The 23,591-nt window shown below is 61.6% G+C and carries 29 protein-coding genes; 11 read left to right on the top strand and 18 right to left on the bottom strand.

Annotated features, from left to right (window positions below; translation table 11 throughout):
• Positions 1-71: 71 nt before the first annotated feature.
• Positions 72-926 (top strand): RNA polymerase sigma factor RpoH, encoded by an 855-nt coding sequence (gene rpoH / locus BLL36_RS20470; protein WP_003176698.1) that lies wholly within the window; start codon positions 72-74, stop codon positions 924-926.
• A gap of 190 nt (positions 927-1,116) precedes the next feature.
• On the opposite strand, the gene mtgA is transcribed toward rpoH, so the two are convergent.
• A complete protein-coding gene (mtgA, locus tag BLL36_RS20475) occupies positions 1,117-1,839 on the bottom strand; it encodes a monofunctional biosynthetic peptidoglycan transglycosylase (protein WP_076953360.1) in 723 nt (240 codons plus the stop codon).
• A 74-nt stretch (positions 1,840-1,913) separates the two neighbouring features.
• Between mtgA and BLL36_RS20480 the strand changes: the two genes are divergently transcribed.
• From BLL36_RS20480 to trmB, 4 genes are all read left to right on the top strand, one after another.
• On the top strand, positions 1,914-2,291 hold the full coding sequence (locus tag BLL36_RS20480) for a DUF423 domain-containing protein (protein WP_076953135.1): 378 nt from the start codon (positions 1,914-1,916) through the stop codon (positions 2,289-2,291).
• Between the two features lie 71 nt (positions 2,292-2,362).
• Positions 2,363-2,563, top strand: a complete 201-nt coding sequence (thiS, locus tag BLL36_RS20485) for a sulfur carrier protein ThiS (RefSeq protein WP_162279242.1) — start codon at positions 2,363-2,365, stop codon at positions 2,561-2,563.
• Positions 2,564-2,611: 48 nt separating this feature from the next.
• Complete coding sequence (locus BLL36_RS20490) at positions 2,612-3,406, top strand: thiazole synthase (RefSeq protein WP_076953137.1); 795 nt, start codon at positions 2,612-2,614, stop codon at positions 3,404-3,406.
• 9 nt (positions 3,407-3,415) lie between these two features.
• Positions 3,416-4,141, top strand: coding sequence for a tRNA (guanosine(46)-N7)-methyltransferase TrmB (trmB, locus tag BLL36_RS20495; protein ID WP_076953138.1), 726 nt, complete (start codon positions 3,416-3,418; stop codon positions 4,139-4,141).
• Positions 4,142-4,279: 138 nt separating this feature from the next.
• On the opposite strand, the gene BLL36_RS20500 is transcribed toward trmB, so the two are convergent.
• From BLL36_RS20500 to BLL36_RS20540, 9 genes are all read right to left on the bottom strand, one after another.
• Positions 4,280-4,603, bottom strand: coding sequence for a DUF3392 domain-containing protein (locus BLL36_RS20500; protein ID WP_003176691.1), 324 nt, complete (start codon positions 4,601-4,603; stop codon positions 4,280-4,282).
• Positions 4,604-4,622: 19 nt separating this feature from the next.
• Positions 4,623-5,825 (bottom strand): radical SAM family heme chaperone HemW, encoded by a 1,203-nt coding sequence (gene hemW / locus BLL36_RS20505; RefSeq protein ID WP_076953139.1) that lies wholly within the window; start codon positions 5,823-5,825, stop codon positions 4,623-4,625.
• Positions 5,822-6,415 carry an RdgB/HAM1 family non-canonical purine NTP pyrophosphatase gene (gene rdgB, locus BLL36_RS20510; protein ID WP_076953140.1) on the bottom strand — a complete coding sequence of 198 codons (594 nt, stop codon included), beginning with the start codon at positions 6,413-6,415 and terminating at the stop codon, positions 5,822-5,824. Before rdgB ends, hemW begins: the two co-directional genes overlap by 4 nt.
• Positions 6,412-6,849, bottom strand: a complete 438-nt coding sequence (locus BLL36_RS20515; protein ID WP_076953141.1) for a DUF4426 domain-containing protein — start codon at positions 6,847-6,849, stop codon at positions 6,412-6,414. The genes rdgB and BLL36_RS20515 overlap by 4 nt, the downstream gene beginning before the upstream one ends.
• 21 nt (positions 6,850-6,870) lie before the next feature.
• Entirely contained in the window at positions 6,871-7,491 is a 621-nt protein-coding gene (gene metW, locus BLL36_RS20520; RefSeq protein WP_076953142.1) for a methionine biosynthesis protein MetW, read from the bottom strand.
• A 7-nt stretch (positions 7,492-7,498) separates the two neighbouring features.
• Positions 7,499-8,638: a homoserine O-succinyltransferase MetX gene (metX, locus tag BLL36_RS20525; protein ID WP_076953143.1), complete on the bottom strand. Its 1,140-nt coding sequence runs from the start codon at positions 8,636-8,638 to the stop codon at positions 7,499-7,501.
• Positions 8,639-8,788: 150 nt separating this feature from the next.
• The gene (locus BLL36_RS20530; RefSeq protein WP_076953144.1) at positions 8,789-9,376 is read right to left on the bottom strand and encodes a YggT family protein; all 588 of its coding nucleotides are present in this window, start codon (positions 9,374-9,376) and stop codon (positions 8,789-8,791) included.
• Positions 9,377-9,415: 39 nt separating this feature from the next.
• On the bottom strand, positions 9,416-10,234 hold the full coding sequence (gene proC / locus BLL36_RS20535; protein WP_076953145.1) for a pyrroline-5-carboxylate reductase: 819 nt from the start codon (positions 10,232-10,234) through the stop codon (positions 9,416-9,418).
• A 34-nt stretch (positions 10,235-10,268) separates the two neighbouring features.
• Complete coding sequence (locus BLL36_RS20540; protein WP_076953146.1) at positions 10,269-10,955, bottom strand: YggS family pyridoxal phosphate-dependent enzyme; 687 nt, start codon at positions 10,953-10,955, stop codon at positions 10,269-10,271.
• A 57-nt stretch (positions 10,956-11,012) separates the two neighbouring features.
• Here BLL36_RS20540 and BLL36_RS20545 point away from each other — a divergent pair, with 57 nt between their 5' ends.
• Positions 11,013-12,047: a type IV pilus twitching motility protein PilT gene (locus tag BLL36_RS20545; RefSeq protein WP_076953147.1), complete on the top strand. Its 1,035-nt coding sequence runs from the start codon at positions 11,013-11,015 to the stop codon at positions 12,045-12,047.
• Between the two features lie 347 nt (positions 12,048-12,394).
• Here the strand turns inward: BLL36_RS20545 and BLL36_RS20550 are convergent, their stop codons facing one another.
• Positions 12,395-13,033, bottom strand: a complete 639-nt coding sequence (locus BLL36_RS20550) for a C40 family peptidase (protein WP_076953148.1) — start codon at positions 13,031-13,033, stop codon at positions 12,395-12,397.
• Positions 13,034-13,283: 250 nt separating this feature from the next.
• Between BLL36_RS20550 and BLL36_RS20555 the strand changes: the two genes are divergently transcribed.
• Entirely contained in the window at positions 13,284-13,712 is a 429-nt protein-coding gene (locus BLL36_RS20555) for an NINE protein (RefSeq protein WP_076953149.1), read from the top strand.
• 151 nt (positions 13,713-13,863) lie between these two features.
• Here the strand turns inward: BLL36_RS20555 and BLL36_RS20560 are convergent, their stop codons facing one another.
• The 7 genes from BLL36_RS20560 to gshB form a co-directional block, all read right to left on the bottom strand.
• Entirely contained in the window at positions 13,864-15,135 is a 1,272-nt protein-coding gene (locus tag BLL36_RS20560; protein WP_076953150.1) for a dihydroorotase, read from the bottom strand.
• Positions 15,132-16,136 (bottom strand): aspartate carbamoyltransferase catalytic subunit, encoded by a 1,005-nt coding sequence (locus BLL36_RS20565; RefSeq protein ID WP_076953151.1) that lies wholly within the window; start codon positions 16,134-16,136, stop codon positions 15,132-15,134. The genes BLL36_RS20560 and BLL36_RS20565 overlap by 4 nt, the downstream gene beginning before the upstream one ends.
• 24 nt (positions 16,137-16,160) lie before the next feature.
• Positions 16,161-16,667 (bottom strand): bifunctional pyr operon transcriptional regulator/uracil phosphoribosyltransferase PyrR, encoded by a 507-nt coding sequence (pyrR, locus tag BLL36_RS20570; protein WP_076953152.1) that lies wholly within the window; start codon positions 16,665-16,667, stop codon positions 16,161-16,163.
• A gap of 132 nt (positions 16,668-16,799) precedes the next feature.
• Complete coding sequence (ruvX, locus tag BLL36_RS20575) at positions 16,800-17,237, bottom strand: Holliday junction resolvase RuvX (protein WP_003176676.1); 438 nt, start codon at positions 17,235-17,237, stop codon at positions 16,800-16,802.
• The gene (locus tag BLL36_RS20580) at positions 17,237-17,806 is read right to left on the bottom strand and encodes a YqgE/AlgH family protein (RefSeq protein ID WP_076953153.1); all 570 of its coding nucleotides are present in this window, start codon (positions 17,804-17,806) and stop codon (positions 17,237-17,239) included. The genes ruvX and BLL36_RS20580 overlap by 1 nt, the downstream gene beginning before the upstream one ends.
• 67 nt (positions 17,807-17,873) lie before the next feature.
• Positions 17,874-18,779, bottom strand: coding sequence for an energy transducer TonB (locus BLL36_RS20585; RefSeq protein WP_076953154.1), 906 nt, complete (start codon positions 18,777-18,779; stop codon positions 17,874-17,876).
• 77 nt (positions 18,780-18,856) lie between these two features.
• Positions 18,857-19,810: a glutathione synthase gene (gshB, locus tag BLL36_RS20590; protein ID WP_076953155.1), complete on the bottom strand. Its 954-nt coding sequence runs from the start codon at positions 19,808-19,810 to the stop codon at positions 18,857-18,859.
• A 241-nt stretch (positions 19,811-20,051) separates the two neighbouring features.
• Between gshB and pilG the strand changes: the two genes are divergently transcribed.
• Genes pilG through BLL36_RS20610 form a run of 4 tightly spaced genes read left to right on the top strand, consistent with a single transcriptional unit; the run spans position 20,052 to position 23,455 of the window.
• Positions 20,052-20,459 carry a twitching motility response regulator PilG gene (gene pilG, locus BLL36_RS20595; protein ID WP_010564379.1) on the top strand — a complete coding sequence of 136 codons (408 nt, stop codon included), beginning with the start codon at positions 20,052-20,054 and terminating at the stop codon, positions 20,457-20,459.
• A gap of 45 nt (positions 20,460-20,504) precedes the next feature.
• Positions 20,505-20,870, top strand: coding sequence for a twitching motility response regulator PilH (gene pilH / locus BLL36_RS20600; protein ID WP_076953156.1), 366 nt, complete (start codon positions 20,505-20,507; stop codon positions 20,868-20,870).
• Positions 20,871-20,882: 12 nt separating this feature from the next.
• Positions 20,883-21,407 carry a chemotaxis protein CheW gene (locus BLL36_RS20605; RefSeq protein WP_076953157.1) on the top strand — a complete coding sequence of 175 codons (525 nt, stop codon included), beginning with the start codon at positions 20,883-20,885 and terminating at the stop codon, positions 21,405-21,407.
• Positions 21,404-23,455: a methyl-accepting chemotaxis protein gene (locus BLL36_RS20610; RefSeq protein ID WP_076953158.1), complete on the top strand. Its 2,052-nt coding sequence runs from the start codon at positions 21,404-21,406 to the stop codon at positions 23,453-23,455. The genes BLL36_RS20605 and BLL36_RS20610 overlap by 4 nt, the downstream gene beginning before the upstream one ends.
• The last annotated feature ends 136 nt before the right edge of the window (positions 23,456-23,591 follow it).

The raw sequence follows: 23,591 nt of genomic DNA on the forward strand, positions 1-23,591 counted from the left end.
TGTCCTACGGTTCCCGGTCAATTTTCGCAGTGCTGAACTGCACGAGTTATGTGAGTCGGAGGTTTTTTCGTATGACCACTTCTTTGCAACCTGCTTATGCCCTGGTGCCGGGTGCGAACCTGGAAGCCTATGTGCACACGGTCAACAGCATTCCATTGCTGACGCCCGAGCAGGAGCGTGAACTGGCCGAGAGTCTCTACTATGAGCAGGATTTGGGGGCGGCTCGGCAGATGGTGCTCGCCCACCTGCGTTTTGTCGTACATATCGCCCGTAGCTATAGTGGCTACGGCCTGGCCCAGGCTGACCTGATCCAGGAAGGCAACGTCGGCCTGATGAAGGCTGTGAAACGCTTCAATCCTGAGATGGGTGTGCGCCTGGTGTCGTTTGCCGTGCACTGGATCAAGGCGGAAATCCACGAGTTCATCCTGCGCAACTGGCGCATCGTGAAAGTGGCGACCACCAAGGCCCAGCGCAAGTTGTTCTTCAACCTGCGCAGCCAGAAGAAACGCCTGGCGTGGCTGAACAACGAGGAAGTCCACCGCGTGGCCGAAAGCCTCGGCGTGGAGCCCCGTGAAGTGCGCGAGATGGAAAGCCGCCTGACCGGCCATGACATGGCCTTCGACCCGGCCGCTGAAGCGGACGACGACAGCGCCTTCCAATCGCCGGCCAACTACCTGGAAGACCACCGGTACGACCCGGCGCGTCAACTGGAAGACGCCGACTGGAGCGACAACTCCAATCACAACCTGCACGAAGCGCTGGAAGTGCTGGACGACCGCAGCCGTGACATCCTCTACCAGCGCTGGCTGGCGGAAGAAAAAGCCACGCTGCACGACCTGGCACAGAAGTACAACGTGTCGGCCGAGCGGATTCGTCAGCTTGAGAAAAGCGCGATGAACAAGCTGAAACTGTCGATCGCTGCTTAATATAAAGCGAAGAGACAAAAATGCCCCGATCGAAAGATCGGGGCATTTTGTTTGCGCTCGGAAAGTATCAAGCCTGACGCGGTTCAATGTGGGAGCTGGCTTGCCTGCGATGACGTCGTGTCAGCCAGGCACCTGCTGACTGACCCACCGCTATCGCAGGCAAGCCAGCTCCCACAGGAACCTCGTTGTGTCAGTCGGACCAGGGTGCCTTGCGGGCATTGTTCAGCTCCAGCAGGTAGCCATCGCCGCCGAGCTGGCTCATCTGCTGGCGAATCCACGCCGCTCGCCTTGCCACATAGGCCGTCGGATGGCTGGCACTCCACACTCTTGGGTTGGGCAACACGGCGGCCAGATAACTGGCCTGCTGCCGCGAAAGCCCCTTGGCACTCACCCCAAAGTGATGCCGGGCCGCGGCCTCTGCGCCAAACACCCCGTCATCCCATTCGACGCTGTTGAGGTACACCTCAAGAATCCGCTGCTTGGGCCACAACACCTCGATCAACCCGGTGAACCAGGCCTCGAGGCCCTTGCGCAGATAACTGCGGCCGGCCCACAGGAACAGGTTCTTCGACACCTGCTGGCTCAATGTACTGGCGCCGCGAATCGAGCCGCCGCGCTCGTTGTGCAGGATCGCCGCCTGGATCGCGCCGAAATCAAAGCCCCAATGCTGCGGGAAGCGCTGGTCTTCACCGGCCATCACCGCCAGTTTGAGGTCATCGGAAATCTCGTCCCAGGACACCCAGTCGCGTTGCAGGTCAATGGGCTCGCCGTCGAACCAGGACTCGACCTTGCGCTCCACCATCAGCGCGGTGAAAGGCGGCGGGACGACGCGAAACAGCAGCACCAGCAGTACACTGCCGATGGCAAACCATTTCACGACATTGAGAAAACGTTTGAAGAGGAGACGCAGCATAGAGATGGCTTGGCCGAACCCGTTGAGCGGGCCATTATACAGACCCTGTCCCATGAGTCTGACCGGAGTTCCTCATGCTGCGTAGCTTTCTGATGCTGGCTGCCTTTTTTGGCTTTACCGGTGTCGCCCTTGGCGCCTTCGCCGCCCACGGCCTGAAAAACCGCCTGAGCGCCGAGTACCTGGCGATCTTCCACACCGGCGTGACTTACCAACTGGTGCATGCCCTGGCGCTGTTTGGCGTGGCGTTGCTGGCGGCACATATTCCCGGTCGCCTGGTGACCTGGGCAGGTCTATCGTTTGCGGTCGGTATCCTGTTGTTCTCCGGCAGCTTGTACGTGTTGACCATGACCGGGATCAGCAAGCTCGGGATCATCACGCCGTTTGGCGGGCTGGCGTTCCTGCTCGGCTGGTTCTTCCTCGGCCTTGCGGCATGGCGCCTGCAGGCTGCCTGACCAAGGGGCTTGGGTCATCAACCGTGATCAAGCTAGAATGCGGGCCCCTAAAAACGATGGCGGCCCGTGGCATGCGCATTCAGTTGAACGGCGAACCCCTTGAACTGCCCGACGGTGACACCGTTGCGGCCCTGCTGGCCCGCCTGGATTTGACCGGGCGTCGCGTCGCAGTGGAACTCAACCTGGATATCGTCCCGCGCAGCCAGCACGAAGGCACCGCGCTCAGCGACGGTGACCAGGTCGAAGTGGTCCACGCCATTGGCGGCGGCTAGTCGCCTGCCCGAATTCTGCAGAACCTCACCCCAATTCGAGGATTTCCCATGAGCATCGTTCGTAGCGACAAGCCCTTCGTCCTGGCCGGTCGTACCTACCAGTCCCGTCTGCTGGTCGGCACCGGCAAATACCGCGACATGGAAGAAACCCGCCTGGCCATCGAAGCCTCGGGTGCCGAGATCGTCACCTTCGCCGTGCGCCGCACCAACCTCGGCCAGATCGAGGGCGAGCCCAACCTGCTCGAAGTCCTGTCGCCAAACCGCTATACCTTCCTGCCGAATACCGCCGGTTGCTACGACGCCATCGAAGCCGTGCGCACCTGCCGCCTGGCCCGTGAACTGCTCGACGGCCACAACCTGGTAAAGCTGGAAGTGCTGGCCGACCAGAAAACCCTGTTCCCCAACGTGATCGAAACCCTCAAGGCCGCCGAAACCCTGGTCAAGGAAGGTTTTGAGGTAATGGTCTATACCAGCGATGACCCGATCATCGCGCGCCAACTGGCGGAAATCGGCTGCATCGCGGTGATGCCGTTGGCCGGCCTGATCGGTTCCGGCCTGGGCATCTGCAATCCGTACAACCTGCAGATCATCCTCGAAGAAGCCAAGATCCCGGTGCTGGTGGATGCGGGCGTAGGCACTGCCTCCGACGCCACAATCGCCATGGAACTGGGCTGCGACGCGGTGCTGATGAACTCGGCCATCGCCCATGCCCAACAACCGATCATGATGGCCGAAGCCATGCAACACGCCATCGTCGCGGGCCGCCTGGCCTACCTAGCCGGGCGCATGCCGAAAAAACTTTACGCCAGCGCCTCTTCGCCGCTGGATGGTCTGATCAAGTAAGAGCCATTGATGACTGAATCAAACGAAACGCCGAACACCCTGGAAGCAGGCGACGAGTCCAAGCACCGCCGCATCAAGAGCTTTGTGATGCGCGCCGGTCGCATGACCGAAGGCCAGCAAAAGGGCCTGGAGCAAGGTACGCCGCTGTTCGTGCTGCCCCTGGCCGACGCGCCGGTGGACTACGACCAGGTCTTCGGCCGTTCGGCCCCGCGTTCCCTGGAAATCGGTTTCGGCATGGGCCACTCCCTGCTGGAAATGGCCGCCGCTTCGCCGGACCAGGACTTCATCGGTGTGGAAGTGCACCGCCCCGGTGTCGGTGCGCTGCTCAATGGCGTGCTGACCCAAGGCCTGACCAACCTGCGGGTTTATGACTGCGACGCGATCGAAGTGCTCAACCGCTGCATCGCCGATAACAGCCTCGACCGCCTGATGCTGTTCTTCCCCGATCCCTGGCACAAGGCCCGCCACCACAAGCGCCGCATCGTCCAGGCCTCCTTTGCCGAACTGGTGCGCAGCAAGCTCAAGGTGGGTGGCATCCTGCACATGGCCACCGACTGGGAACCGTACGCCGAATACATGCTGGAAGTGATGAACGTCGCCCCTGGCTACCGCAACCTGGCCGAAGACGGCAAATGCGTGCCGCGCCCGGCCGAACGCCCGATCACAAAGTTCGAACGTCGCGGCGAGCGGTTGGGGCATGGGGTTTGGGATTTGAAGTTCGAGAAGCTGGCGTGACCCGTTCCTGACCTGGAATGCAATCCAATGTGGGAGCTGGCTTGCCTGCGATAGCATCACCTGGGTGTCACTGATACACCGAGGTGTCTGCATCGCAGGCAAGCCAGCTCCCACAGTGGTTTTGTGCTGGGTTTGGAATCAGCGGCGGTCGGCAACCACGCCAATCAACACCAGCACCACCACCAAAACCGGCGCCAAACTGTAGTTATTGAACTGGCTCAACCCCCGCACAATCCACGGCGTGGCGTAGATCAGCGCCGCGCCGCTGCCGATCATGCACAGCAGGGCCATCAACGGTACGCGCAAGGCGCCGGCGATGCTGCCCAGGCGCGCTTCGACCCAGCCCTTGATGTCGGCACCGAACAACACCAGCAAGCAGCCGACGAGGGCCAGGGAGATTTCCGACAGGTTGCTGCGGCTCCAGCGGGATACGGTGGCGAGCAGGTCGAGTACCAAATCCATTCGATTTCCTTAAAGAGCGTCAGCTCAAAAACGTCTGCAGCAGGTCATTGAGAAAGAGTTGCCCGCGGTCGGTCGCCGCCAGGCGTGAGGGTTCGACCTGCATCAGGCCACTTTGTTCTGCCTCGCGACGGCCTTCGTCAAGGGTCGCCAGATCGAGACCCGTACGCTCGGTGTAGAGCCTGGCTTCGACGCCCTCGGTCAGGCGCAAAGCGTTCATCAGGAACTCGAACGGCAGCTCTTCGTTGGTCAGTTCTTTCGCGCCGGCCTGGAAGCTTTTGGCCGGGTTGAGGTAGTCCTTTGGCGCCCGCGTTTTCCAGGTGCGCACAATGCGTCCGTCGGGGTGGCTGAGCTTGCCATGGGCGCCGGCACCGATACCGATGAAGTCGCCAAAACTCCAGTAATTCAGGTTATGCCGCGCCGCACGACCCGGTTGGGCGTAGGCCGACACCTCGTATTGCGCGTAACCGTGTTCGGCGAGCAGCGCCTGGCCGGCTTCCTGGATATCCCACAGGGTGTCATCTTCCGGCAGCGTTGGCGGCTGGTTCCAGAACACCGTATTGGGTTCCAGGGTCAACTGGTACCAGGACAAGTGCGTCGGCTTCAGCGCGATAGCCTGGCGCAGGTCGCTCAGGGCGTCGTCCAGCGACTGATCGGGCAAACCGTGCATCAAGTCCAGGTTGAAGTTGTCGAACCCGGCCTGGCGCGCCATGCCGGCGGCGCGTACGGCTTCATCGCCATTGTGGATGCGGCCTAGGGCTTGGAGTTTTTCCTGCTGGAAGCTCTGGATACCGATCGACAGCCGGTTGATCCCCAACGCGCGATACGCCACGAACTTTTCCTGCTCGAACGTCCCGGGGTTGGCTTCCAGGGTGATCTCGATATCGCTGGCGAACGGGATACGCGACTCCACGCCCTTGAGCAGACGGCCCAGCGCCGCAGCGCTGAACAGGCTGGGCGTACCGCCGCCGAAGAAGATCGAGCTCAGCTCGCGGCCGTAGACGGCATGCAGGTCTTGATCAAGATCGGCCAGCAGGGCGTCCACATACTCTTCTTCCGGCAGCACTTTGCTCGCGGTGTGAGAGTTGAAGTCGCAATACGGGCATTTGCGCACGCACCACGGGATGTGGATATACAGCGCCAGGGGCGGCAGCAGGGGCAACGCCGCCCGAGGTGTTTGCGCGCCACCGTGGATCAGCGGCTGCGCAGAGGTGTTTTGGGTCATTTCAGGCTCAGGCGTTGGCGCAGCAAATCCATTGCGCGGGCGCGGTGGCTGATCCGGTTCTTGTCGGCCGGGCTCAGTTCGGCGCTCGAGACATTGCGCTCCGGCACCCAGAACAGCGGGTCATAGCCAAACCCATGCTCACCGCTGGCGGCATGCAGGATGCGCCCGTGCCACAGGCCTTCGCACAGGATTGGCAGCGGGTCGTCTGCATGCCGCACCAGGGCCAGCACACACACGAACTGTGCGCCGCGCATCGCGTCCGGCACGTCCTTGAGGGCGTCGAGCAGCTTGGCATTGTTGGCTGCATCGCCCTTGCCGTCGGCGTAGCGCGCCGAGTAAATGCCAGGCGCGCCGCCGAGAAAGTCCACGGCCAGGCCCGAGTCATCCGCCAGCGCCGGCAAGCCGGAGATACGCGCGGCATTGCGTGCCTTGAGAATGGCGTTCTCGACGAACGACAGGCCGGTCTCTTCCGGTTCGACCTGGCTGAACTCGCCAATCGAGCGCAGTTGTACGGCTTCGCCGAGCATGGCCTGGAGTTCTTTGAGCTTGCCGGCGTTATGGCTGGCCAGTACGAGTTGGGTGAGGTTCATCGGTCGGCCGGAAACAGTTCTTGGTTGAATTGGAAACCGTGGGCTTTACCGCCGGTTTCAACATTAATGGTAAACGTCTTGTATTCGCGCTGCGTCACGGAGTAGGGCGCGAGGTAACTGATGCCGCCTTTCTCTTCGATTTGCTTGAACGTCAGGATCTCACTCTTGCCGCCCAGGTCCTTGATGGTGCCGGTCACCTGGGCCGCGACCGGGGTGACGCCCTTGATCACCGTTACATTGATCAAGCCCTTCTCCTTGCTGCGCACCACGCCGACTTTTTGCGCGGTTTCCGGGGGCAGGAAGCTTGAGGTGAAGGTGTTGTAGTGCACGGTGATATCACCGAAGTCTTTCTTGCGATTAGCGTCGATAGTGTCCGCGGCCATGGCGCTGGCGCCCAGGCAGGCGGTCAATAGAAAAATAGCCAAGCGACTCATGAACGTCCCTCTTGAAAATGATTAGACGGCAATTTTGTGGTCGGCCAGGCCAGGACTGCTGACCCGGTAGATACCGATTTCGCCCAACAGATTGGGCCATAGCTTACTCGCCCAGCCGTGACGGTGCTGTTGATCGACGGCCAGGCGGTTGATCACCTTGGCTTCACGCTCGCCGCACAGGGCTTCGAAGTCTTCGAAGGTGCAAAAGTGAATGTTCGGCGTGTTGTACCAGGTGTAGGGCAGGAAGTCCGAGACCGGCATGCGGCCCTTGGTGGCCAGGTACCAGCGGCAACGCCAATGCCCGAAGTTGGGAAAGGTGATGATGCACTGACGGCCCACGCGCAGCATTTCGTCGAGGATGCGGTCCGGGTAGTGCACCGCTTGCAGGGCCTGGGTCATCACTACGATGTCGAAGCTGTTGCTGGCAAAATTGCCCAGGCCCTTGTCCAGGTCCTGCTCGATCACGTTGATGCCCTTGGCCACGCACTGGGCAATGTTGTCCGGGTCGTTTTCCAGGCCGTAGCCGGTGACTTGCTTGTTGTCGCGAAGCCAGCTCAGCAGTTCGCCATCGCCGCAGCCCAGGTCGAGCACGCGGCTGCCGGCGGGGATCCAGTCTTGGATGATGTCCAGGTCGGCTCTCATGGCGTTCTCACACTGCTATTCGGTTCATGTAGTTGCTGAAGGCCTGCAAGTAACGCGGGATCGGGATCAGGAAGGCGTCGTGGCCTTGCGGAGCATCGATTTCCAGGTAGCAGACGTCTTTTTTCGCCGCCATCAGGGCATCCACCAACTCGCGGGAGCGCGCCGGCGAAAAGCGCCAGTCGGTGGTGAAGGACATCACGCAGAATTTGGCTGTGGCGTGTTCGAAGGTTTTCGCCAGATCGTCATCGTGGTTCGCCGCCGGGTCGAAATAGTCCAGGGCCTTGGTCATCAGCAAGTAGGTGTTGGCGTCGAAACGCCCGGAGAACTCCTCGCCCTGATAACGCAGGTAGCTTTCCACCTGGAATTCGACGCTGTGGAAGTCGTAATTGAGCTTCTCGCTCTTGAGCCCACGGCCGAATTTCTCGCCCATGGAGTCGTCGGACAGGTAGGTGATATGCCCGACCATCCGCGCCAGCATCAGGCCACGCTTGGGAATGACGCCGGCTTCCTGGAACGAGCCGCCGTGGAATTCAGGGTCGGTGAGGATGGCCTGGCGCGCGACTTCGTTGAAGGCAATGTTCTGCGCCGACAACTTGGGGGCCGAGGCGATGGCCAGGCAATGGCGCACGCGGTCCGGGTAAGTGATGGTCCATTGCAGCGCCTGCATGCCGCCCAGGCTGCCGCCGATCACCGCCGCCCACTGGTTGATGCCGAGCAGGTCGGCGAGACGCGCCTGGCTGTGTACCCAGTCTTCCACGGTCAGCACTGGGAAGTCGGCGCCGAACGGCTTGCCGGTTTCCGGGTTGAGGCTGCTGGGGCCGGTGGATCCGTTGCAGCCGCCGAGGTTGTTCAGGCTGACCACAAAGAACCTGTTGGTGTCGATGGGCTTGCCGGGGCCGATGCAGCTGTCCCACCAGCCGGGCTTGCGCTCGTCGACCGAGTGGAAACCGGCGGCGTGATGATGGCCGGACAAGGCGTGGCAGATCAGCACGGCGTTGCTCGCCGTGGCGTTCAGTTGGCCGTAGGTTTCATAGATCAGGTCGTAGGCGGGCAGCGAACGCCCGCAGGCCAGGGCCAGCGGTTCGCTGAAGTGCGCCACTTGGGGCACGACCAGTCCAACAGAATCGGGGGGAAAGGCAGTTGGCATCGACCCTGCTCTCGTTTAAATGAGGCGTAAGTCTAAAGAGCGGGGACCCCAGCGGCAAGCAAAGGCCTGCGCGCATTCAATTCAACACATAGAAACAAAAGTGTGGGAGCTGCGGTGCGACTGCAGCCCCACACTTTACTGCGCCAGGCGTCAGATCAGTCCGAACAGCAGTGGCGGCATGTAAGCCAGTTCAGCCAGGAACGGGATGACCTTGATTTGCAGCACTTGGATCAGGATAAACAAGAAGATCGGCGAGATGTCCAGGCCGCCCAGGTTGGGGATGATGCGACGGAACGGTGCCAGCACCGGCTCGGTGATCTGCGTCACCAACTCGGCGCCAGGGCTGCGACTGCCCGGTGCGACCCAGGACAGAATCACACTGATGATCATCGACCAGAAGATGATTTTCAAAAACAGCGAGAAGATGCCGATCAGCGCCCATGGGAACAGAAGCACGGTGTAGGGCAGGTAACCCTTGAGCAGCAGCACCACCACAAACAGCAAAATTTGCAGCAGCAGCGCCAGCACCAGCGACGACATATCCAGGCCGAACATGCTTGGCACTATCCGGCGCAGTGGCTTGAGCAGTGGTTGGGTGGCCTTGACCACGAACTGGCACAGTGGGTTGTAGAAGTTTGCCCGCACCAGTTGCAGGATAAAACGCATCAGTACGACCAGCAGGTACAGGCTGCCCAGGGTCTGAATGATAAAAACGGCAGTGTCTATGAGTCCGAGCATGTGTGTTTCCTATCTAGTCCGGTTGCGGGTAGGGGACGACTATTTGCCCAGCTGTTCAGCCATTTCTGCCGAACGGTGTGCCGCGGCACCCAGTGCCTTTTCCACCAGAGCTTCAAAGCCCCCGGCCTGGAACGATTCGATGGCCGCTTGCGTAGTGCCGCCGGGAGACGTCACGCGACGGCGCAACTCGGCGGCGTCCACGTCGCTGGCGACCGCCATATGCGCGGCGCCCAGGGCAGTCTGTTCAGCCAGTTGCTCGGCAACGTCCTTGGGCAGGCCCAGTTTCACGCCGGCGGCGGTCATGGCCTCGATCAGCAGGAAGAAATAGGCCGGGCCGCTGCCGGACACGGCGGTGACCGCGTCCAGTTGCTGCTCATGCTCCAGCCACAGGGCGATGCCCACGGCGCTCAGCAGCTCTTGCGCCTGGCCACGTTGTTCGGCGCTCACTTCGGCGGTGGCGTACAACCCGCTCACGCCTTGGCTGACCAGTGCCGGTGTATTAGGCATGCAGCGCACGATTGGCTGTGTACCCAGCCAGTTATTCAGGCTGGCGCAGGTGATGCCGGCAGCGATGGATACCACCAGTTGGTGCGGCTGCAGGCTCGGGCGCAGGCTTTCGCACACGGCCTTCATGGCCTGCGGTTTCACCGCCAGCACGATCACATCAACGCCCTGGATAGCCTCGGCATTGTCGGCGAAGGTTTCGATGCCGTGCTCGGCGCTGACGCGCGCGCGGGTGTCGGCGCCGGGGTCGCTGGCGCGGATCTGCGCCGCATCCAGGCCCTTGGCCCGTAGGCCACCGATCAGGCTGGCCGCCATGTTGCCGGCGCCGATAAAGGCAATACGCGTGTCGCTCATGACAGGTCCTTATTCAGATGGAAGTCAGCCATGTTCATGGCTGGCCGTAGTCGCGGGCGCCAAACAGGGCGGTACCGATCCGCACCCAGTTGGCGCCTTGGGCGATGGCCGACTCGAGGTCGTGGCTCATGCCCATGGAAAGTGTGTCCAGCGCCAGATTCAAACCGGTTTGCAGCTCGCGTACGCGGGCGAACGCAGCATCTTGCGCGGCGCGGTCGTCAGTCGGCTCGGGAATCGCCATCAGGCCACGCAGCTTCAAGCGCGGCAGGGCGCTGATCGCCTTGGCCAGGGCCGGCAGGTCGGCGGGTGTACAGCCGGACTTGCTGGCTTCGCCACTGACGTTGACCTGAATGCAGATATTCAACGGCGGCAGGTCGGCCGGGCGTTGTTCGGACAGGCGTTCAGCGATTTTCAAGCGGTCCACGGAATGCACCCAGGCGAAATTCTCGGCGATAGCGCGCGTCTTGTTCGATTGAATGGGGCCGATGAAGTGCCAACTCAAGGGCAGGTCGGTTAATTCGGCTTGTTTGCCCAGGGCTTCCTGCAGGTAGTTCTCGCCAAAGTCGCAGACGCCGGCGGCGTAGGCTTCGCGCACGGCCTGGGCGGGTTTGGTCTTGCTCACGGCCAGCAGGTGGATGCTGTTTGCGTCACGTTGCACGGCGTCGGCTGCGGCGCGTATGCGCTGGCTAACCAGGCCGATATTGTCTGCTATCGTCGACATTCAAGATGCGCCCGTGGATATGGAGTCCGCGGCATTCTACTGGAAATGGAAAGCCCTATGGATATCACTGAACTACTCACGACCAGCGTGCGCCGTGGCGCCTCCGACCTGCATTTGTCGGCTGGCCTGGCGCCGATGCTGCGGGTCGATGGCGAGGTCTGGCCGCTGGATTGGCCGGTGCTCTCGCCCCCGCAAGTTGCGGACTTGTTGAGCCCGTTACTCAATCGGCATCAACAAAAGGATTTCGAAACATCTCTTGATACGGATTTTGCCTTCGAGCTGCCCGGCGTGGCGCGGTTCCGGGTGAACGTGTTCCGGCAGGAGCGGGGGATGGGCGCGGTCTTTCGTACCATACCCTCTGAGGTGCAGAGCCTGGAAAGCCTCGGCCTTGGCGAAGTATTCCAGCGCATCGCCCAGTTGCCGCACGGGCTGGTATTGGTGACCGGGCCCACCGGTTCAGGCAAATCCACCACCCTGGCGGCCATGGTCGATTTTCTCAATCAACATCGGCGCCAGCACATCCTTACTCTCGAAGACCCCATCGAATTCATCCACACGCCCAAAACAGCGTTGATCAATCAACGCCAGGTACACCGCGACACCCACAGTTTTTCCAGCGCCCTGCGCTCGGCGCTGCGGGAAGACCCGGATGTGATCCTGGTAGGGGAGCTGCGCGACCTGGAAACCATCCGCCTGGCGCTGACCGCCGCGGAGACCGGGCACCTGGTCTTCGGCACCTTGCACACCCGCTCGGCGGCCAAGACCGTGGACCGGCTGGTGGATGTATTCCCGGCCGGGGAAAAGGCGATGGTCCGCTCAATGCTGTCGGAGTCGCTGCAGGCAGTGGTGTCCCAGGTGCTGGTGAAGAAAATCGGCGGCGGACGGGTGGCGGCTCACGAAATCATGCTGGGCACGCCGGCCGTTCGCAATTTGATCCGTGAGGACAAAGTGGCGCAGCTGGTCTCGGCGATCCAGACCGGAGGGGCGTTGGGGATGAAGACGTTGGATATGAGCTTGAAGGAGTTGGTCAGCGCGGGGCTGGTCAGCCGGGAGGATGCGCGGGAGAAGGCGAGGGTGCCTGCCGATATCTAAAGTACACCGTGATCGGTGTGGGAGCTGGCTTGCCTGCGATGACCATAGGTATCTACACATTTCTGTAGTGAGCGGGCTTGTCCCGCGCTGGGCTGCGAAGCGGCCCCAAACCAGGCGAATTGGGTTTGTCTGAAACTGCGCGGTGTCTTTATTGGGGCGGCTTCGCCACCCAGCGCGGGACGAGCCCGCTCACTACAGGGAATTGTCAGTCTCTGAAAGTTGTGTAGATACCTATGCTGCGATGACGGTGTGTCAGCTTGCACAATATTGCCTGGCAGTCCGCTATCGCAGGCAAGCCAGCTCCCACATTGGACAGCATTCCAAATGGGGAGCCAGATGCATTCAGATCAGCGCTGTACAACCCGCAGGTTGTTGTTCTGCTCTTTAGGCAGTACCCGCTTGGCAATCACGTAGTTCTTGTCCCAGAACGGCTTCTTCAGCGTATCGATGCTGACCGATTTGCCACGGCGCGGTGCGTGGATGAAACGGTCGTTGCCCAAGTAAATGGCAACGTGGTTGACCTGGCGGCTCTTCAACTTGAAGAACAGCAAGTCACCCGGCTTCAGGTCCTTGCGGTCGACCTTCTGCCCGTGGCCGGCGGCCATGGCGTTGGACGTACGCGGCAAATCCACTGCTGCGACGTCGTTGAACGCATATTTCACCAGGCCACTGCAGTCGAACCCTTTACTTGGGCTGCTGCCGCCCCAACGATAAGGAGTACCGAGCACGTTGACGGCGCGGCTGAGGACGGTACTGCTCTGCTTGGTGTTGACGGCCATCAGGGCTGGCGTTGCTTTACCGTGGGCCTTGCTCAGTTGAGTCGGGCGGTTGACGGTCAGCTTTACCGATTTGGCAGTGCCGGGGGTGCTGTGGACTTTAGGGGTGAAACCGTTAACGTTAGGAAGTCTTTGCTCACGATTGGTGGCGTGGGCGGCCAGTGGCATTAATAGGCAAATGGTTAGCCATGTCTTGAAAAATGGTCGCATTAGGCGTGGCTCTTATGGGTTTGCGCGCAACTTTATAACAGCTTTTTGTGTCGTTCTCAGGCCGTTTGTCGACTGAACCTTGACGTTAAAATCAGGAAAAACGCGACAATCCGCCGCAATTGTCCTACACAAGGCAGGTGGCATAAGGCTTTCAGGGCAGGGAAGATACCATTTGCCGTACGTCGGGCGCTCGTAAAAAAGTCACAAAGAAAGTGAAAAAATTTATCTATCGAGGCAAAAGAGGTACGCGATGAACACCTATCAGCAGATTGGTTCGCAGCAAGACACCCACAGCAAGGTGATCGGTTACCTGTTGTGGATTTTCGGTTTTACCGGCGCGCATCGCTTTTACTACGGCAAACCCGTCACCGGTACGATCTGGTTTTTTACCTTGGGTCTGTTGGGCATCGGCTGGCTGATCGACTTCTTCCTGATCCCGGCCATGGACCGTGAAGCGGACCTGCGTTTCACCGCCGGGCCCATCGAATACAACGTGGCTTGGATCCTGTTGGCGTTTCTGGGGGTGTTTGGCGTGCACCGCATGTACCAGGGCAAATGGATCACTGGCCTGATCTACCTGCTGACCGGCGGCTTGTTTCTGGTGGGGGTGCTGTATGACTTCTGGACGTTGAATACGCAGATTTCGGTCCGCAATGCCGAGCGTAACGGCGGGCGCTGATTTCACACAAATCCATGTGGAGGCGCGCTTGTGTGGGAGCTGGCTTGCCTGCGATGGCATCACCTCGGTCCTTCAGGCAAACCGAGGTGATCCTATCGCAGGCAAGCCAGCTCCCACATTTTGACCGTGCCCGCATTAGATGCGGGATTTATCAGGCCTGGTAGCTGACCCGTCCGTCAACGATGGTGTAGCGCACCGTCGCCGGCAGGCTATGCCCGATGAACGGGCAGTTTTCGCCCTTGGACAGCCAACGCTCCCCGACAACGGTGGAGGCGGCCGGGTCGAACAGCACCAGATCCGCCGCCGAGCCCACCGCCAACTTGCCCGCCGGCAGGCGCAAGGCCTCGGCCGGGCCCGTGCTCAGGCGCGCCAGCAGTGTTGGCAAGTCCAGCAAGCCTTCTTCAACCAATGTCATCGCCAGCGGTAGCAACAGTTCGACACTGCTGATACCCGGCTCTGTCGCGCCGAACGGCGCCAGCTTGGCATCCCGCTCATGGGGCTGGTGGTGGCTGGAAATCGCCGAGATCACGCCGGATTTGACCGCCGCGCGCAAGCCTTCGCGGTCGGCCCGGGTGCGCAGCGGCGGCTGCACGTGGTACAGGCTGGAAAAGTCGATCAGCGCTTCATCCGTCAGGATCAGCTGGTACAGTGCGACGTCCGCCGTCACCGGCAAGCCACGGGCCTGGGCCTGGGCGATCAGGGCAACGCCGCGAGCGCTGGTCAGTTGGCTGAAGTGCGCGCGCACGCCGCTTTGTTCCACCAGCAGCAGGTCACGGGCCAGGGCCACGGTTTCGGCGGTTTCCGGAATGCCCGGCAGGCCGAGGAAGCTGGCCACGGCGCCTTCATGGGCCAGGCCACCTTCGGCCAGATCGCGGTCCTGGGAATGGAAGATCACCGTCAGGTCGAAGGTGGCCGCGTATTCCAAGGCACGGCACAAGGTCCGGGTGCTGCGGAAACCCTCCAGCCCGTTGCCGAACGCTACGCAACCGGCGTCGCGCAGGGCGATCAGTTCGGCCAGTTGTTCGCCTTCCAGGCCTTTGCTCAGGGCGCCGATGGGGAACACTTTGCAATTGCCGGCTTCACGGGCGCGGTCGAGGATCAGCTCGGTCACGGCCGAGGTGTCCAGCACCGGCTTGGTATTCGGCGGGCAGCACAGGCTGGTCACGCCACCGGCGGCGGCGGCACGGGTTTCGCTGATGATATTGCCTTTGCGGCTGTAGCCCGGCTCGCGCAAGGCGACGTTCAGGTCGACCAGGCCAGGCGCGGCCACCAGGCCTTTGGCGTCGAGGGTCTCGCCGGCGCTGAAGCCTGCGGGCGCGGCGCCGATGGCGATGAGCTTGCCGGCTTCCAGGTGCAGATCGGTAACTTGATCCAGGCCGCTGGCCGGATCGATGACGCGGGCGCCGAGGATGCTGAGCTTCACTGGGCGTTCTCCTGCTCGAATTGACGTTGCGCGGTTTGCCCGCTCATGGCCATGGACAACACCGCCATGCGCACGGCGATGCCGTAGGTCACCTGGTTGAGGATCACCGACTGGTTGCCGTCGGCCACCGCCGACTCAATCTCCACGCCGCGGTTGATCGGGCCCGGGTGCATCACGATCGCGTCCGGCTTGGCGCCGGCCAGGCGTGTGGTAGTCAGGCCGAACAGGCGGTAGAACTCGCCTTCGCTCGGCAACAGGCCTCCGGCCATGCGTTCGCGTTGCAGGCGCAGCATGATCACTACGTCCACGTCCTTGAGGCCTGCGGTCATGTCGGTGTAGACCTTCACGCCGTACTGTTCGATACCGATCGGCAGCAGGGTCTTCGGTGCGATCACGCGGATGTCCGGGCAGCCGAGGGTTTTCAGGGCGAGCATGTTCGAGCGCGCCACCCGCGAATGCAGGATGTCGCCGACGATGGCCACCGAGAGGTTTTCAAAGCTGCCCTTGTGCCGACGGATGGTGAGCATGTCGAGCATGCCCTGGGTCGGGTGGGCGTGGCGGCCGTCGCCGCCGTTGATGATCGCCACCTGCGGGCACACGTGCTCGGCGATGAAGTGCGCTGCGCCGGAATCGCCGTGACGCACCACGAACATGTCGGCGGCCATGGCTTCCAGGTTGCGCAGGGTGTCGAGCAGGGTTTCGCCCTTGCTCGCCGACGAGGTGGACACGTTCAACGTGATTACGTCGGCCGACAATCGCTGGGCGGCCAGTTCAAAGGTGGTGCGGGTGCGGGTGGAGTTTTCGAAGAACACATTGCAGATGGTCTTGCCGCGCAGCAGCGGGACCTTCTTCACCGCGCGTCCACCGACCTCGAGGAACGAGTCGGCGGTGTCGAGGATCTCGGTGAGCAGCTCGCGGGGCAGGCCGTCGAGGGACAGGAAATGTTGCAGCTGGCCCTGAGCATTGAGCTGCAGCGGGCGCTTGGCATCTAGAGGCGTCATCGCGGGGACTCTGTACAAGGCGGTTTAAGGGGCAAGGTCTTGCAGTTCGAGTGCGAGCGGCGTGGGACCGGACAATTTTACCCGCTGGTGGGCGGCAAGCGACAGTGTGGCGCCGACCACATCCGGGCTGATCGGCAATTCGCCGGCGTCCAGGTCCAGCAGGCACACCAGAGTCACACTGGCGGGGCGGCCGTAGTCGAACAGCTCGTTCAGGGCGGCGCGGATGGTGCGGCCGCTCATCAGCACGTCGTCGATCAGCACCAGGTGCTGGCCTTCGATCTCGAACGGCAGGGCCGACGGGCGCACTTGCGGGTGCAGGCCGTTCTGGCTGAAGTCGTCGCGGTAGAAGGACACGTCGAGCGTGCCCAGGGGCGAATCGCTGCCCAGTTCTTGCAGCAACGCCTGGGCGACCCACACACCGCCGGTACGAATGCCGATGAAACGTGGCTCGCTGATGGCACGGTGTTGCAGATGGGCCCTGAGGCGCGTGGCCATCTGGCTGATCAGTTCGGCGGGGTTCGGCAAGCTCATGGTGGCTCCTTGTTAAGTGTGTAGGCACATGCTTGCTCACGAAAACTCATGGGTATCGCGTTCATCCAATATCCACGCGGTATCGTTAACGTTTTTCGCGGGCAAGCCCGCTCCCACAGGGTTGCGGCAAAGTCAGGATTCAAATAAAGCGGTGTTTTCGTCCAGCCAACCCTGCAACAACAAAGCGGCGGCGATGGCGTCCACGGGGTTGTCGCGGTAGCTGCCTTTCTGTCCGCCACGGTCGCGCCGCTCGCCCTTGGCTTCAAAGGTGGTGAGGCGTTCATCGTGGGTATAGAAGGGAATGTTGTAGCGGCCGTTGAGGCGGCGTGCGAATTTTTCAGCGCGCAGGCACATATCGCTGGGCGTGCCGTCCATGTTCAACGGCAGGCCGACCACGACCGCGTCGGGTTTCCATTCTTTAATGAGGGCTTCAACCTGGTTCCAGTCCGGTATGCCGTTCTGGGCTTTCAAGGTACACAGCTCGCGGGCCTGGCCGGTGATCACCTGGCCGACCGCTACGCCGATCTGTTTGGTGCCGTAGTCAAAACCGAGGATCAGGCGTAAAGCCATCAGGCGTGCCCCGCCTGGCTGGTCAACAGGTTGAGGTTGACCCGCAGCGTGGCCGCCGCCGCTTCCAGGCGCAGCTCGCTGGAGGTGTTGAACAGGATATCGGCGTCAAACGGGCAGGTCAGCCACGCATTACTCGCCAGTTCGGCTTCCAACTGGCCCGCTTCCCAGCCGGCGTAGCCGAGGGTGATCACGCTCTGCTCGGGGCCCACGCCGTCGGCGATGGCGAACAACACGTCCTGGGAAGTGGACAGCGACACGCCTTCCAGATCAACCGTCGCCTGGAATTTCGGCCCGCTGGGGTGCAGCACAAAACCACGATCGGTCTGCACCGGCCCGCCGAAGTAGATCGGCACGTGCTGGCAACTGGCCGGTGGATCGATTTCCGGGCGCAATTGCTCAAGGATATCCGCCAGGCTCAGCTCCTGTGGACGGTTCACCACCAGCCCCATGGCACCATTGGCCGTGTGCTCGACGATGTAGGTCAAGGTCTGCGCAAAGTTCGGGTCGGCCATATGGGGCATGGCGATCAGGAATTGATGCTTGAGGTAGGTCGGGCTGACATTTTTCATGTCCGCTAGTGTGGCGTTGGAGGGGCGAACTGACAAGTGTAGTGAGCGCGCACCACAAAGGGAGCGGTCAGTTGCTCGACAGCCGATCACCCTTGGCAAATTTCCAGGTGCGGATGATTTCCAGGCGGTCCACGTCGTTCAAATCGCCGGTAAACGGGGCAAACGGCGCGGCCAGGCGCACGATACGCTGGGCGGCCTGGTCCAGCAGTGGCTGGCCGGAAGATTCCAGCACCTGCACTTCATATAACGTGCCGTCGCGGTTGATCGACACCAACAGGCGCAGATTGCCGTAGATCTGCTGGCGCCGCGCTTCTTCGGGGTAGTTGAGGTTGCCGATGCGCTCGACCTTCTTGCGCCATTCATCCTTATACCAGGCGCCTTTGTCACGCATGGTCGAAGCAGCGTTCAGCCGGTAGATGCGCGGACGCTTGGCGTAAAGTTGCTGTTCGTGGGCCAACTCGGCTTCCAGGCTGGAAATCTCGTCGGTCAGCGTCGAGCTGTCGAAGGTCGGCGCCGGCTTGACGGGCTCGGGTTTCGGTTCGGTCTTGGCCTTTTCGCGCTGCGTCGGGGCTTTTTGCGGCTTGGGTGCGACGGTGGTGACGGCGGCTTTGGGCGTGGCCTGCTTGACCTCCGGCTTGGGCGCTGGTGGCGGCGTGACTTTATTCACCTTGTTGTCCTGGAACGGCGCCACTTCGGTGGTCTTGGGCACGGCCTTTTTATCCAGCGTGCCGCTGCCCTGCTGATTGCCCTGGGCAAGAAAGTCAGCCTTTTCGGGCTTTTTTTCGCTTTTGAACGTGGCGAGGGTGATTTCCAGGGTTTTACTGATTTGCTTGGGCTCGACCATGGAGAACCCCACGCCGAGGATCAGGGCCAAGTGAATCAGTGCTGCCAGAAACAGGGTAAATCCGAGCCGATCAGCCGGGCGCACGCCGCGGTGGGAGAGTTCTGGGGGCAGATCGGACGGGAGTGTCATGACAAAAAAACCAACATCGCGCGTTTCACAGGTGGCGCATGATAACGCAATGTTGGTGTGTGTCCGGCTGTTCTATGTCACTTGGCTTGCAGCTTGCGCTCAATGGCAGCCATCAGCATTTCGCCGATGTTCGTGCCAAATGCATTGTCGATCTCGCGAATACAGGTCGGGCTGGTGACGTTGATTTCAGTCAGGTGCTCACCGATCACGTCCAGGCCGACAAACAGCAAGCCTTTCTCACGCAGGGTTGGGCCGACCTGGGCAGCGATCCAGCGGTCCTTGTCCGACAACGGCCGTGCTTCACCACGGCCACCGGCCGCCAGGTTGCCGCGCGTCTCGCCGGCTGCCGGGATACGCGCCAGGCAGTAATCCACCGGTTCGCCGTCGATCATCAGGATGCGCTTGTCGCCATCCTTGATCGCCGGCAGGTAGGCCTGGCCCATGATCTGCTGGGTGCCCAGGGCCGTCAGTGTCTCGAGGATCACCGATAGGTTCGGGTCGCCGGCGCGGTGACGGAAAATCGAGGTGCCGCCCATGCCGTCCAGCGGCTTGAGGATCACATCACCGTGCTTGGCGGCGAATTCACGCAGTACGTCGGCGCGGCGGCTGACCACGGTTGGCGGCGTGCACTGCGGGAACAGCGTGGCGAACAGTTTTTCATTGCAGTCGCGCAGGCTCTGCGGCTTGTTGACGATCAGCACGCCGGCGCGCTCGGCCTGCTCCAGCAGGTAGGTGGAGTAGACGAATTCCATGTCGAACGGCGGGTCCTTGCGCATCAGGACCACGTCCAGGTCGCTCAGGGGGCTGTCGATTTCATCCGCAAGTTCGAACCACTTTTCAGGGTTGGCAAACACCTGCAGCGGGCGCATACGTGCACGGGCCTCGCCGTCACCCTGATAAAGATCGCGCTGCTCCATATAGAACAACGTCCAGCCGCGAGCCTGGGCGGCCAGGAGCATGGCCAGCGAGCTGTCCTTTTTATAGGAGATGCTGGCGATAGGGTCCATGACAATGCCGACGCGAACGCTCATGGGGGATTTCCTCTAGCAAATGGGTGCGCATAAAAGTGGCGTCAGAGTGGCGCTGTGGCTGTTGTGGGTCAAGGAAAAACCACCTGGCCGGTTGCTCGATAGATTGCGCCCAAAGACTGTGCTAAAAAGACTGCCACGGCGCAGCAGCGCCTTGAATTCCAAGGCTTGCGGCGCTCATCCCGGGCAACATCAGGCAGTACACACGAAAAAACCGATTCGCTGTGGCGATGGCAGAGCAGATATGGAACAGCATTCCAACGCCTTGAGGGTGATGGTGATCGACGACTCGAAGACGATCCGCCGCACCGCTGAAACCCTGTTGAAGAACGTAGGGTGCGATGTCATCACGGCCATCGACGGTTTCGATGCCCTGGCCCGGATTGTCGACCATCACCCGCACATTATTTTTGTCGACATCATGATGCCGCGCCTGGATGGCTATCAGACCTGCGCATTGGTGAAGAACAACCCGGCGTTCAAATCGATCCCGGTGATCATGTTGTCTTCCAAGGACGGCCTGTTCGACAAGGCCAAGGGGCGCATCGTGGGTGTCGATCAGTTTTTGACCAAGCCGTTCAGCAAGGAAGAACTGCTGGGCGCGATCAAGGCCTATGTGCCAGGGTTCGCCGCAGTAGAACAAGCACACTGACGCCGCCCCACAAGGGCGGCGTCCACCTATGTAGTGGGGAAAACCATGGCACGTGTTCTGATCGTCGACGATTCGCCGACCGAAATGTACAAACTGACCGGTATGCTGGAAAAGCATGGCCACCAGGTCCTCAAGGCCGAAAACGGCGCGGATGGCGTGGCCCTGGCCCGCCTGGAAAAGCCCGACGCCGTGCTGATGGACATCGTGATGCCGGGTCTCAACGGCTTCCAGGCTACGCGCCAATTGTCCAAGGAGCCGGAAACCAACGGTATCCCGATCATCATCATCACCACCAAGGACCAGGAAACCGACAAGATCTGGGGGGCACGCCAGGGCGCCAAGGATTACCTGACCAAACCCGTGGATGAAGAAACCCTGATCGCCACCCTGAATAAGGTGTTGGCTGGTTGACTGTTCGCCATCATGACCGAGTCGCACACCGCCTTCGAACTGCTGCTGGACATTGACCGCCGCTGCCGCCTGCTGGCTGCCGACCTGCCATCCCAGGAAGCTCGCTTGCAGCGTTGGAGCGGCATCGGCTTTCGCTTGGGCGAGCATTGGTATGTCGCGCCCATGGGTGAAGTGGCCGAAGTCCTGCATGAACCGCGTTGCACCTTGATGCCCGGGGTCAAGGCCTGGGTCAGGGGTGTGGCCAACCTGCGCGGGCGCTTGTTACCGGTGATGGACCTGGGCGGTTTCCTCGGCCTGGAGCTGTCCAAGGCGCGCAAACAACGGCGGGTATTGGTGGTGGAATATAACGACCTGTTTGTCGGGCTGCTGGTGGACGAGGTGGTGGGGATGCAACATTTTGCACAAGACGCGTTGCTGGCGAACGCCGCTCCCAATGCGCCGTTCATTCAGGGCCGATTCGAGGGCGACCCGCAGTGGCAGGTCTTCAGCCCCTTCGCCCTGGCCAAGGCCCCGGGTTTCATGGACGTTGCCGCATGACCACCGCGACCACCCCCAGGCCTCAGGCCGGCTCGCGCAGCCGCTCGCAGATCATCGTGCTGTTTATTGCACTGATCGTGTTCATCATGTTGCTGTTCGCCAACTTTGCGTACCTCAACACCCAGTCCACCTACGACAAACAGTACATCGGCCACGCCGGTGAGCTGCGCGTGCTGTCCCAGCGCATTGCCAAGAACGCCACCGAGGCCGCTACGGGCAAGGCCGCTGCGTTCAAGCTGTTGGCGGATGCGCGTAACGACTTCGCCCAGCGCTGGGGCTACCTGAAAAAAGGCGACCCGCAAACCGGTCTGCCCGCCGCTCCCGGTGCCGTGCGCGCCGAAATGCGCGCGGTGCAGACCGACTGGGAAGCGCTGCTGAAAAACACCGATGCGATCCTCGCCAGCGAACAGACGGTGCTGTCTTTGCATCAGGTGGCCGCGACGCTCGCCGAAACCGTGCCGCAACTGCAGATGGAGTCGGAGAAGGTCGTCGACATCCTCCTGCAACGAGGCGCCCCGGCCAGCCAAGTGGCCCTGGCCCAGCGCCAATCGTTGTTGGCCGAACGAATCCTGGGGGCGGTCAACACCGTCCTGGCCGGCGATGAAACCGCGGTGCAGGCCGCCGACGCTTTTGGCCGCGATGCCAACCGCTTCGGCGTGGTGCTCAACGGTATGCTCAACGGCAACCCAGGGCTGCGCATCACGCAAGTCGAAGACCGCGACGCCCGCGCGCGGCTGGGGGAAATCGCCGAGCTGTTCGAGTTTGTCTCCGGCTCCGTGGATGAAATCCTCGAAACCTCGCCGCAACTGTTCCAGGTGCGCGCCTCTGCGAGCAATATCTTCAACCTGTCGCAAACCCTGCTCGACGAAGCCTCGCACCTGGCCACCGGGTTTGAAAACCTGGCCAGCGGGCGCAGCTTCGACACCATCGGCGGCTATGTGCTGGGCCTGCTGGCGTTGACCTCGATCATTCTGATCGGCCTGGTCATGGTGCGCGAAACCAACCGCCAATTGCATGAAACCGCCGAGAAAAACGAGCGCAACCAGAACGCGATCATGCGCCTGCTGGACGAAATCGAAGACCTGGCCGACGGCGACCTCACGGTGACTGCCTCGGTGACCGAAGACTTCACCGGTACCATCGCCGACTCCATCAACTATTCCGTGGACCAACTGCGCGACCTGGTCGCCACCATCAACCTCACCGCCGGGCAAGTCGCCGGCGCGGTGCAGGACACCCAGGCCACCGCCATGCACCTGGCCCAGGCCTCGGAACACCAGGCCCAGCAGATCGCCGAAGCTTCCACCGCGATCAACCAGATGGCCCAGTCCATCGACCAGGTGTCGGCCAACGCCGCAGAATCCTCGGCGGTCGCGGAGCGCTCGGTGGAAATCGCCAACAAGGGCAATGAGGTGGTGCACAACACCATCCACGGCATGGACAACATTCGCGAGCAGATCCAGGACACCGCCAAGCGCATCAAGCGCCTGGGCGAGTCGTCCCAGGAGATTGGCGACATCGTCAGCCTGATCGATGACATTGCCGACCAGACCAACATCCTCGCCCTGAACGCCGCGATCCAGGCCAGCATGGCCGGTGATGCCGGGCGCGGCTTTGCGGTGGTGGCCGATGAAGTGCAGCGCCTGGCCGAGCGCTCATCGGCCGCGACCCGGCAGATCGAAACCCTGGTGCGGGCGATCCAGGCCGACACCAACGAAGCGGTAATCTCCATGGAGCAGACCACCACCGAAGTGGTGCGCGGCGCACGCCTGGCGCAGGATGCCGGGGTGGCGCTGGAAGAGATCGAAGGCGTGTCGAAAACCCTGGCGGCGCTGATCCAGAGTATCTCCAATGCGGCGCAGCAACAGACGTCTTCGGCGGGGCAGATTTCCCTGACCATGAACGTGATCCAGCAGATCACCACCCAGACGTCGTCGGGCTCTACGGCGACTGCCGAGAGCATTGGTAACCTGGCGAAGATGGCGAGCGAGTTGCGTAGGTCGGTGTCGGGTTTCACCCTCCCGCCGCCACAACAGGTCGATGATTGAAATGCGACCCAAAGAACACCACAGTCCAAATGTGGGAGCTGGCTTGCCTGCGATAGCGGTGGGTCAGCTACCTATATATCAACTGACAGACCGCCATCGCAGGCAAGCCAGCTCCCACATTAGATCTCCATTATTC

It is taken from the genome of Pseudomonas cedrina subsp. cedrina (genome assembly GCF_001983175.1).
Lineage (GTDB): Bacteria > Pseudomonadota > Gammaproteobacteria > Pseudomonadales > Pseudomonadaceae > Aquipseudomonas > Aquipseudomonas cedrina.